The following is a 9562-nucleotide window of genomic DNA, read 5'->3' on the forward strand; positions in this document are numbered from 1 at the left end:
GGGGGGGGGGGGGGGGGGGGGGGGGGGGGGGGGGGGGGGGGCCGGGGGGGGGGGGGGGGGGGGGGGGGGGGGGGGGGGGGGGGCGGGGGGGGCGGGGGGGGGGGGTGGGGGGGCGGGCCCCGGGGGCGGCACCGGGTGCGGCTGTGGCTCCGGGTCCGGCCCGGGGGCAGCTCCCGGGGTGGGTCCGGGTGGGACGGGATCCGGATACGGGTTCGTCATGGCGCTGTCCTCCGGCCAGTCGGTCGACTTCGGCTCTGGACTTGTCCCCCGCCTACCCGACGGCCACATCCCCACTCACCCCTCCGCCGGAACGGTCCTGGCCCAGGTGGCCCACCGTGCCGGGAAGGCGGGCAGGTGCGGCAGCTACCCGAAGCGTGCTGCTGCTGCCGCCGCTCCGGCGGCCAGTCCGGGCGCCGGGCCGGCCAGTACCGGGACCGCCGCCCCGGTCGTCGACTCCCGGGCCGGCGCCATGGAGACCTGCGCCAGGACGATCACATCGGCATCGGTGACGGCGTCGGCCGCCTCGGCCACCAGCCGCAGGTAGCCCGCGGTGTCGCCGGCCTCGAACCGCGGCCAGGCACCGTCGACCAGAAGGGTACGAACCTCGACGGAGCGGCCGGCCCGCCGGGCCTCCTCCTCGACCAGGGCCGCCGTCGGCGCGAGCGTGCTTTCCAGGGCGGCGAGGACGAGGACGCGCGGACCGGCGGCCACCGCGGCGGCGGCCATCGGCCGGTCGACCCGCAGCACTGGCGCCCCGACCCCGTCGGCGGCCGCCTCGGCGACAGCGCCGATGGTCGAACAGGTGCACAGAACGGCCCGCGCACCCTCGGTGACGGCCCGCCGCAGCAGAGCCCGGACGTCCGCCGTCACCGCCTCCGGTCCTTCGTGCCGCGCCCGGTCCAGCAGTCCGGCGTCGACGTGATGCCGCAGTTCCAGCCCTGGATGCGCCTCGTCACGCAGGGCGTCGAAGACCGGAACGTGAACGGGCGAGGTGTGCAGCAGCGCCAGCACGGTGCACTCCCTCGGGTCAGAAGCGTCCGGGATGCGCAACGAGCCACTCCCGCGCCGCGCGCGACAGCGCGGAATCGGCCGCGGGCGCCTCGTCCGGATGACGCTCGGCCCACGTCACGACGTACGGACACAGGGGTGCGACGGCGACGCCCTCGCGCCCCGCGACGGCATACAGTTCACGCGTCAGCGAACCGGCGACGCCCTGTCCCTCGTGGGCCGGCTCGACGACGGTGTGCACGGGGACGAGGGCACGCTCGGGGGCGTCCAGCACGAAGTACTCGACCCGCCCGACGACCTCGCCGCCCGCGACGGCCTCCAGGCGGCCCGCCGCCCGGTCGTCCCGGATCTCGATGTCGCTCACGGCCACGCTCCTCGTCCGCGCAGGGTCGGTGCGTCAGGCCGACACGGCCTGCGGGCTGCGCTCCTGGTCCGAGCCCGGCACCGGCTCGGACGCGTCGGCACCCAGGGCGACGATACGGTTGTCGCCGTCCACATGCACGATCCGCGGCTTCAGCGACCGCGCCTCGGCGTCGGTGACCTGAGCGTAGCTGATGAGGATCACCAGGTCCCCGGGGTGGACGAGATGCGCCGCGGCCCCATTGATCCCGATCACGCCGGAACCCCGCTCGCCCTCGATGACGTACGTCTCCAGCCGGGCACCGTTGGTGATGTCCACGATGTGCACGAGCTCACCGGGCAGCAGATCGGCGGCGTCCAGCAGATCGGCGTCGATGGTCACCGAGCCGACGTAGTGCAGGTCGGCCTGGGTGACGGTGGCGCGGTGGATCTTGGACTTGATCAAAGTTCGCAGCACTTTGGACTCCTAGAAGACGGCTCCCCGCCAACTTTCTGCAGGTCAGGGGCGTTGTTCACTGTACACCGACACTCCTCACACTCGAAGATGCTTAGGAACATCGATCCCTCTTGGGCAAGAAGGTTCCCCACCTGCGCTTCCGCGTAGAATCGGGCTGTTGTGCCATCGCCGTCCAAGGACCCGCTTGAGCACCTGCCTCGGAGTATGCGAGGACCCATGCTGACCAGATGCTGACTTACCTGACGATGCGCCAGGTAAGCAGTTCGTTGAGCACGGAGCCATCCTCTGCATCGACGTGGAAGTCGTTCAACAAACCGGGCAGCCTGGGACGTCATCCAGCCCCAGAGCATTAGGCGGCCGAGTGGACCCGCCACTGGCTGCCCCACCGTCGTCTGTGGAGCACTGAGTCCGGGCAACCTCGTGGTTCAGACCAAACCAGGCTCCCGACTGTGACCGATCGATCGCGATCGCTACCACCTGGTGGGCAGCTGCGTTCCGGCCGCCTGCCCAGACTGCTACTCCAAGCCGCAAGGCAACGACAAGGAGAAGGCAGTGGAAGAACTTGAGCCGCAGAACGTCCCGCTGCACGTCCCGACAACAACCGGCGCACCTGCGAGTGATGACAACAGGATGTTCGTCGAGGTGCAGCGCGCGGACACGAAAGCAACAGCTCTGAGTGGAGTAACCGGTGCCCTACTTGCGATCACGGCAGGGACGGCACTGTCCACGCCGGTGAACTCGTCGCGCATGCTCAGCGTGGCTGTGGCGCTGGTGGGCGCACTGCTCGGGGCAGCCCTGGTGTCGACGCTGATGGCCCTGCGCCCCATCTTCCCGAAGGACGACGGGCTCGTTTGGCGTGAGGAGTTCATCGGCGGAGGCAGCGGAAGCAGGCACTCGCCGGCAGCCCTACCGCCACGTCCGGTGAACTGCAACGAGTTACCGGAACGTGAGGCCGCTTTGACCACCCTCGCGCGCCGAAAGTTCCGGGCGGTCAAGGTGGCCGTCGATCTCACCGTGGCCGCAATCAGTGTGGCCGGATTGGTCCTGTTGCTCACCTTCCTCGCCTCCTGAAAATCTCACCCTCTATGGGTTGGTCCCTACGTTTGGGGGGATATGTATCAGTCGCACATGGCAGTGATCGGCGAGAGTCTGTGGTCGCAGTTGCGTGGCCTCGCCCCCATGCGGGTGCGCCCGGCCCGCAGCGTCCTCCTGCGGCAGGGAGGTCCCGGTACTCATGTGGTCTTGCTGGCTTCGGGGTCGACCCTCGTGACGTTGACGGGGCCGAACGGGGAACGGACCTTGCTCGCGATACGCGGCCCTGGTGAACTGCTCGGCGAACTGGCCGTCCTGGATGCGCAGCCCCGCTCGGCTTCTGTGATCGCTGCGGAATCCTGCCACGTGCATCTCATTCCGGCTCCCGATTTCCTTTCATTTGTCGAGAGCAACGGCCTACTCAACCCGTTGCTACGCCATGCGATCGCGCGGGTCAGGGAGTCCGAAGCCGTCAGGCTCGAACTCGCCACCGCGTGTGTTCCCGTACGTCTGGCCGGTGCCCTTCGCCGGCTCGTGGATGCCGCTGCGACGAGTCAGCCAGCGGTCAGTGTCCGACTGACTCAGGAAGAGCTCTCCCAGATGATCGGTGCGTCCCGCAACGCCGTCGGTACGGCGATCAAGCCGTGGCGGGAAGAGGGCTGGCTGGAGACGGATCCGGGCGGCGGACTACTGATCCACGACATCACATCGATCACGGCCCACGCCCGCAGCACGATGTGACCGGCCGCACCCGGGCGGTGCCCAGTAGTGGGCACCAGAGCGTGCCCGGGCCGATCAGCATGGGGCACTCGATTCTTCCGTCGTGACCGAAAGGTCGGTGACAGCGTGCCCATTGCCTCACCTTCGTCCGTCGACGTGCCACCGGAGCAGGCGCTCCTGGCCGTGGATATGCAGGGCTACAGCCAGATTCCGGAAGCGAAGATGGCGCCCGTCCGTTCCGATCTGGATGACGTCCTCACCAATGTGCTGACCCACGTTGGCCTGCAGGATCCACGAGACCGGCCCGGTGCATTCAAGGACACCGGAGATGGAGCCATCTTCGTCATGCCGGCCAAGGACATCGCACGGCTGGTCGACCCGCTGCTGGAACACCTGCACACAGCGCTCGTCCGCTACGACCGTGAACGGCTCGCCAACGCACCAGCGATCCGACTGCGTGCCGCTGTGCATGTCGGCCCGCTCTCCCTGCTCGACCATCGTGGCGATGCCATCAACGAGGTGTGCCGACTGCTCGACAGCCAGGTCGTGCGCGCGGGCCTCACCGTGGCCCGGGAACACCGAGGCGGCTTTCTGGCCGCCGTCGTCTCGGAGGCGGCGTTCCGGCGGACCGTCCGCGCGGGACGCACGCCGGACCTCGACGAGGAACGCTTCCTCCGTGCCACGGCGCGGGTGCACGGCAAGACATTCGAGGAGCCGTGCTGGCTGTTCGTACCCGAGATGACACCGCAAGCCCTCGCACCGCTCATCAGCCCGGAGCCCCTCGGAGGCGGAGGTGGAACAGCCGCGCCGACGTCGTCGGCCGGTTCAAACAGCCCGACTGGCGCCATCTTCCAGTTCAACGGCGAAATGACCGATACCACCGTGATCAACACGGTCGGAACGATGCGCATCGACCGGCGCCGGATCTGACCGTGCCTGTGCCCTCGCACCGAGCCGCATCGAAAGGAACCAGAGAGCGCATGTCCGATGACCGTTCCCCTTTTTCGCGCCGCTCTCCCGACGAGCTCGACTCTCCGTCGACGGGAGCGGATGGCACGGCTCCGCATCCGCCGGACCCAACCAGTAGCGCCCTTGAAGGCACGGAGACCGTTGGCGCTGACCGGGCCGCCCCGGCAGCGTTCGTCGTGCCCCCCGTACCGGACACTGGGCCGGCACCGATCACGGTGAACCGTCCGGAGTTTTTCGTCAACCACGCCGACAAGATCATCAACGAGACCCGCAAACCGGGCATCCTCGAAGGCTCCACGCTTTCTCGTCACCGGATCAAGCAGGAGCCGATCGCCCGCGAAGGCCAATGGGCAGAGACGTGGCAGCAGGCTCTGGATCCGGCGGGGTTACACCCGCGGAAGCACGTACTGATCATCGTCGCCCCGCGGTCGTACGGATCGACCACCCTGGCCCTGCACCTCCTCGCCGAGCACACGGGCGAGGAGACCGACATCGTGAAACTGGACGCAGACTGGAAGACACCCAAAGTGGGCTGGCTTCCCGCCGAGGAGCGCCACGCCTACCAGGTCGACCTCAAGGACCCTGAGCACGACCGGATCTCGGCCGATTTCCTCACCATGTTGGAAGAGCATGCCGGGCTTCTGGAAAGACTCGGCTCCTACCTCGTCCTGAACGTGGCCAAGGATCTCTGGACTGATCACTACGCCTCGGTCCAATCCGGCATTCACGTCGTCCACGTCACCGAGCCGCCGCCGGCCCAGGGTGTCGTGGAAGCCCGGCTGAGGGCTCGCGAGGCCGCTGGGCTGATTGCTTACCTTCACTCCGTCGACAAGAGCAAGGCTTCGATAAGCCGTCTCGACGCCGTGGAAGCGGTCCACACCTCGGACTCGATCATGCTGGCGTGGCGGGAACACGAACGGCTGACTGACACGTCGCTCCCCATGGACGTCCCGTCGTCATGGTCCGCGCTCGATGCCGGACTGCTCGAACGGATCACGTCCGCCATGTCCGACTGGCGAGACAAACTCGACACCCTGTTCGGAGAGACGGCCTCCGGGCATGGAGGCAAGGACACGTCGCTGCCACTGGAAGACCGCTGCCTCCTCCTGGCCCTGGCTGTGTGCCAATCCGCGCCAATGCCCGTAGTGGCCAAAGCCGCCCGCGACCTGCAGCGCATCATCAGCGCCGATGTCGCCAGCGGCAGCGACTTCGCCTCGTCGACAAGTGCGGCATTCGCCGGCCGCGGGTTGCGCCGCCGTGTTGTCGATGTCGGCGCCGGAGTTAGCAGCAACGACGAAGCCATCTTCGACCAACCCGGCTACGGCAGGGCCATCCTGACCTACGTCTGGGACAACTACGAGGTCATGCGCGATCCCTTGCTCAAGTGGCTTATGTCTGGGGACAACAGCGAGGCGAACGAGCACGTCGTGGATGCCATCGCCGCTCTGACCCTGCGGCACGGGAACGTCGACCACCTCGTACAGCTCGGCTCCAAGAGCTACCCAGTGAAGGAAGAACTCCTCAGCGCCCTTTTGGTCCAGGCAGTACAGGACGAGCATATCGGCCGCCAAGCGTGGGGCATTCTGTACGGCTGGGCTTCGGGCAAGGAACGGGCGGCTACGGTGGTCGCCGCCTGCCGACAAGTCCTGAACTCCCCGGACGTCACGTCTTCTCAGGCCAGGATGGCAATGGTCCGGCTGCGGCGAGCCGCCAACAGTGGGCACGAATCAGCCTGGCCTGAGGCCCTCGCAGTCTTCATCGAGCAGGCTCAGCACCCCGCCGGGGTGGCGCGGCTCATCACCGAAGTACGAACATGGCAGCAGTCAGGTCGGTCCCGCGGGGCCGGCACCGCAGCCTTCCTGGCCCTGATGTCCGTACCAGGCACCACCACCCCGTGGCTGCTATCCGATGAAGTCCCTTCCGAAGTGAACGTGAACCGGGCTTTGCAGGATCTATTGGGAGACATCGATACGGCTCCCGACGCCATCAACCGCCTCACCACATGGGTCAGGCAGTCAGCGACCGACCCCGACACCTACGCCCGCGTCCGCGACGGGCTGCTCCCCGTCCTACGCGGCCAAAAGATCTTCAAGGCTTCCGTGAGCCTGATGCAGGCACTGGAGCACGTCTCGGTCGACGGGGAGACGAACGCGGCCAACGACTTCTGGGACCGTCTCGTAGACCCACGTGTCCGCACGGTGTTTCAGCTCAACAGGGATTCGGCGTGAGGTGGTTCTGGCAGCGCCGGGCCCGTACGATCCACTGCGCCCAGCCACGGATGCTCCGCTGCGCGACCCCCGGTATCAACTTCGAGGCCACGTTCACGATCGAGTGGCGCCCCGCGTTACGGACCCGGCCCAATCTCGAAGACCTCGTACTCAGCCAGACCCTAGCGCGGGCACGCGAGGTTGCGCAGCTCTTCCCAGCCGTCGAGGTGCGCACCGCGCAGGACACCATCAACGCCGAGCTCGGCGCCCCGGAACACACCCGCGCCACCGAGTACCGGTGTCTGGCTGCCCGTGTGGAACTGGCGCTCTCGGAGAGAGCACGGGAGGACCTTGCTCAGCAGCAGGCTGACGAGGCACGGGTACGGCGGCTGCGGTTCCTCCGCACGAACCTGTACGAGCAGCCCGACCTTTTCGTGCTGGACCGGATCGAAAAGCAACATGATTGGCCGGACGCTCAGCAGGTTGCCGAATGGCAGCGCCTGGCACGGTGGATGGTCGCGGCTGACGAATGGTGGCAGCCCATGCTCGACCAGTGGGAAAAGGTCGGCCAGGGTTTCAACGACATTGAGCTGCAGAACCGGGCCATGCTTGCGCTCTGCGACGCGCTCCAGAAGCTGAAGGGCGATGACTCATCAGACGACTCCTCCGTCGCTTCTAGTGCTGCGGAAGGGCGGCGCAAGGAATGAGCCCCGCGCTGTGGCGGATCGTCCTGGACCCCCTCTCTTCCTGGCGTGCACTTCGCCTGCGGCGCGAAGCGGGCAGCCAATTGTCATTCGATGCAGCCTGGCGGCAGGCACGGATGCTGGCTGCACCAGACGAGATGGTCTACCGGCTGCACGGTCACCAGTTTCCCATCGAGGACGAGGGAGGCCCTGCACAACCGGACGTGTGAACGATCTGGTGGGGGACGCGCGGCATCTGTGGCCGTCGGCGCAGGAGGCCCTGCGGTTGCGGGCGGTGGCCGCGTTGGCGGCGGGGCGGGACCGTGAGGATGTGGCGCAGCTCTTCGGGGTGTCGCTGAAGGCGGTGGACGGCTGGTGGGCGAAGTGGCTGGCCGGCGGCCGTGAGGCGCTGGTCACGCGGCCGAGGGGCAAGCCAGTCGGGGTGCACCAGGTGCTGGGCGAGGCCGAGCAGGCCGCCGTGCGGCAGGCCGTCCTGGATCATCGACCCTGTGACGTGGGGCTGAGCGGTCAGTTGTGGACGCGGCGGCTGGTGGGCGAGCTGATCGCGAAGCTGTACCGGGTACGGCTGACCGAGCCGGGGGTGGGCAAGTACCTCAAGCGGTGGAGACTGTCGTTCCAGCGGCCGGACAAGCGGGCCGTCGAGCAGGACCCGCAGGCTGTCCGGCGCTGGCACGAGGAAACCTAGCCGAAGATCCGTGCGCGGGCGAATAAGGACGGCGGCGAGATCCTCTTCGCCGACCAGGTCGGTGTCCGCTCCGACCAGATCGCCGGCCGCACCTGGGGCGAGAAGGGCAGGACACCCGTGGTACGGCGGAGCGGAAACCGGTTCTCGGCGAACGCCATGTCGGCGATCAGCACCAAGGGCCGGATGCACTTCATGGTCCTCACGGAGAACTTCACCGCCGAGGTGATGTGCCGCTTCCTGGACCGGCTCGCCGGCCACTTCGACCACAAGGTCCACCTCGTGGTCGACGGGTACTCCGCCCACCGCTCCAAGAAGGTTCGCGACTGGCTCACCGCCCACCCCGACGACGTTACTGACTTCGGCGTATTAGGGTCTGTCCGGTCTGTCGAGATTGAGGCCCGTTCCGGCGAGGAATCCGTCGAGGACGCCGTGCCGGTACTGCAGCGCCTTGAGCCGCCTGCGGAGCAGAGTCTCCAGCTCGCTGAGGGTGCGGGCGGCCAGGTTGGCCAGGCTCCGTTTGATGTGAGCCCACAGGCCTTCCACCGGGTTGAGGTCGGGTGCATACCCGGGCAGCAGGACCACCGTGAGCCAGTCACGTTCGGCAACGAGTGCCTTCATGGCCTTGGAGATGTGGGTGCTCAGCCGGTCCCACACCACGATCAGCGGGGCCTTCAGCAGCTGGTGGGCGCCGTCCAGCAGGCTGATGTAGTCCCTCTCGCTCAGCGAGCGGCGCTCGCCCTTGCGGCCGGTATGCCGACGCAGCCGGTAGCACAGACGGGCGGGCAGGCCCGGCCGGTAACACAGCAGCCCGGCTGCCGAGAGCCGTCCCCGGCTGCGGCCGGACACCCTGATCCCCGGGGTGATGCCGCGTCGGCCCCAGGTGCGGCCCTTGGGCGGCCGACCGGTCACGCCCGCTTCGTCCTCGAAGCAGATGAACGCACCGGTCGCCGCCCGGAGGGTTTTACCTCCTGCCAGGTCGCCTCCCGCCAGACTGTGATCGTGTCTTCGTCGCGTTCGGCGGCGGGCCGGGCGGGCATCTGCACGCTGTAGCCCATCCGGTGCAGCAGCCGGGTCACCCCGGAGACACTGTAGGAGAGGTGGAACTTCCGCCCGATCAGCGTGCGTATCCTTGCCGCGGTCCACACCTGGTCGTCCGCCCAGCCGTGCGCGGCCGGCCCCTCGTCCAGCCACATCGCGAGCTTGGCCTGCAGGTGGGGGCCGAGCCGGCAGTCGTAGCCGCAGGGGCCTCTGGAACGCAGAGCCTCGCGCCCGCCCGACCTCCAGCTACGACGCCACTGGTAGACCGACTTCCCGCTCACCCGTAACTCCCGGGCAATACACGGGACTTCCGCACCCTCTTCGAAGAGGTCAACGGCCCGCACCCGTACCTCTTCCCGGCGCCTGCGCTGCTCGGCGGTCA

The 9562-nt window shown here is 68.0% G+C and carries 11 protein-coding genes and 1 pseudogene; 8 read left to right on the forward strand and 4 right to left on the reverse strand.

The features are described from left to right. Positions 1-363 precede the first annotated feature (363 nt). The 3 genes from ABEA26_RS33115 to panD are packed head-to-tail and all read right to left on the reverse strand — an operon-like array spanning position 364 to position 1825. Positions 364-1011 (reverse strand): aspartate/glutamate racemase family protein, encoded by a 648-nt coding sequence (locus ABEA26_RS33115; RefSeq protein WP_345597377.1) that lies wholly within the window; start codon positions 1009-1011, stop codon positions 364-366. Between the two features lie 16 nt (positions 1012-1027). After that, positions 1028-1372: a GNAT family N-acetyltransferase gene (locus ABEA26_RS33120; protein WP_345597379.1), complete on the reverse strand. Its 345-nt coding sequence runs from the start codon at positions 1370-1372 to the stop codon at positions 1028-1030. Between the two features lie 33 nt (positions 1373-1405). After that, positions 1406-1825, reverse strand: coding sequence for an aspartate 1-decarboxylase (panD, locus tag ABEA26_RS33125; RefSeq protein ID WP_345597381.1), 420 nt, complete (start codon positions 1823-1825; stop codon positions 1406-1408). 552 nt (positions 1826-2377) lie between these two features. Here panD and ABEA26_RS33130 point away from each other — a divergent pair. The 8 genes and pseudogenes from ABEA26_RS33130 to ABEA26_RS36470 form a co-directional block, all read left to right on the forward strand. After that, positions 2378-2896: a Pycsar system effector family protein gene (locus ABEA26_RS33130; protein ID WP_345597383.1), complete on the forward strand. Its 519-nt coding sequence runs from the start codon at positions 2378-2380 to the stop codon at positions 2894-2896. 57 nt (positions 2897-2953) lie between these two features. After that, positions 2954-3598, forward strand: coding sequence for a Crp/Fnr family transcriptional regulator (locus ABEA26_RS33135; RefSeq protein ID WP_345597385.1), 645 nt, complete (start codon positions 2954-2956; stop codon positions 3596-3598). A 105-nt stretch (positions 3599-3703) separates the two neighbouring features. Then, the gene (locus tag ABEA26_RS33140; RefSeq protein ID WP_290002990.1) at positions 3704-4507 is read left to right on the forward strand and encodes a hypothetical protein; all 804 of its coding nucleotides are present in this window, start codon (positions 3704-3706) and stop codon (positions 4505-4507) included. A gap of 50 nt (positions 4508-4557) precedes the next feature. Beyond that, positions 4558-6774 carry a hypothetical protein gene (locus ABEA26_RS33145; RefSeq protein WP_345597388.1) on the forward strand — a complete coding sequence of 739 codons (2217 nt, stop codon included), beginning with the start codon at positions 4558-4560 and terminating at the stop codon, positions 6772-6774. Beyond that, positions 6771-7460, forward strand: a complete 690-nt coding sequence (locus tag ABEA26_RS33150) for a hypothetical protein (protein WP_345597390.1) — start codon at positions 6771-6773, stop codon at positions 7458-7460. The genes ABEA26_RS33145 and ABEA26_RS33150 overlap by 4 nt, the downstream gene beginning before the upstream one ends. Next, entirely contained in the window at positions 7457-7666 is a 210-nt protein-coding gene (locus ABEA26_RS33155; protein WP_345597392.1) for a hypothetical protein, read from the forward strand. The genes ABEA26_RS33150 and ABEA26_RS33155 overlap by 4 nt, the downstream gene beginning before the upstream one ends. Next, entirely contained in the window at positions 7663-8142 is a 480-nt protein-coding gene (locus tag ABEA26_RS36465) for a winged helix-turn-helix domain-containing protein (protein ID WP_425587940.1), read from the forward strand. The genes ABEA26_RS33155 and ABEA26_RS36465 overlap by 4 nt, the downstream gene beginning before the upstream one ends. A 78-nt stretch (positions 8143-8220) precedes the next feature. Beyond that, positions 8221-8427, forward strand: a pseudogene (locus ABEA26_RS36470) (transposase); the annotation flags it as partial. Between the two features lie 81 nt (positions 8428-8508). Here ABEA26_RS36470 and ABEA26_RS36475 read toward each other — a convergent pair. Beyond that, positions 8509-9562 (reverse strand): IS630 family transposase gene (locus ABEA26_RS36475; protein WP_425587941.1). Its coding sequence is split into 2 segments (ribosomal slippage), with 1055 coding nucleotides annotated over them: positions 8509-9107 and positions 9107-9562; the frame shifts between segments, so codons are not numbered across the junction. This gene is flagged as partial in the annotation.

The sequence above is a fragment of the Streptomyces marokkonensis genome, assembly GCF_039539045.1.
In the GTDB taxonomy this organism is placed as follows: domain Bacteria; phylum Actinomycetota; class Actinomycetes; order Streptomycetales; family Streptomycetaceae; genus Streptomyces; species Streptomyces marokkonensis.

What these genes read in the sequence shown, in the direction of transcription:
- ABEA26_RS33135 (WP_345597385.1), top strand. Translation starts at nt 2,954, where the DNA reads ATGGCAGTGATCGGCGAGAGTCTGTGGTCGCAGTTGCGTGGCCTCGCC.
- ABEA26_RS33155 (WP_345597392.1), top strand. Translation starts at nt 7,457, where the DNA reads ATGAGCCCCGCGCTGTGGCGGATCGTCCTGGACCCCCTCTCTTCCTGG.
- ABEA26_RS33145 (WP_345597388.1), top strand. Translation starts at nt 4,558, where the DNA reads ATGTCCGATGACCGTTCCCCTTTTTCGCGCCGCTCTCCCGACGAGCTC.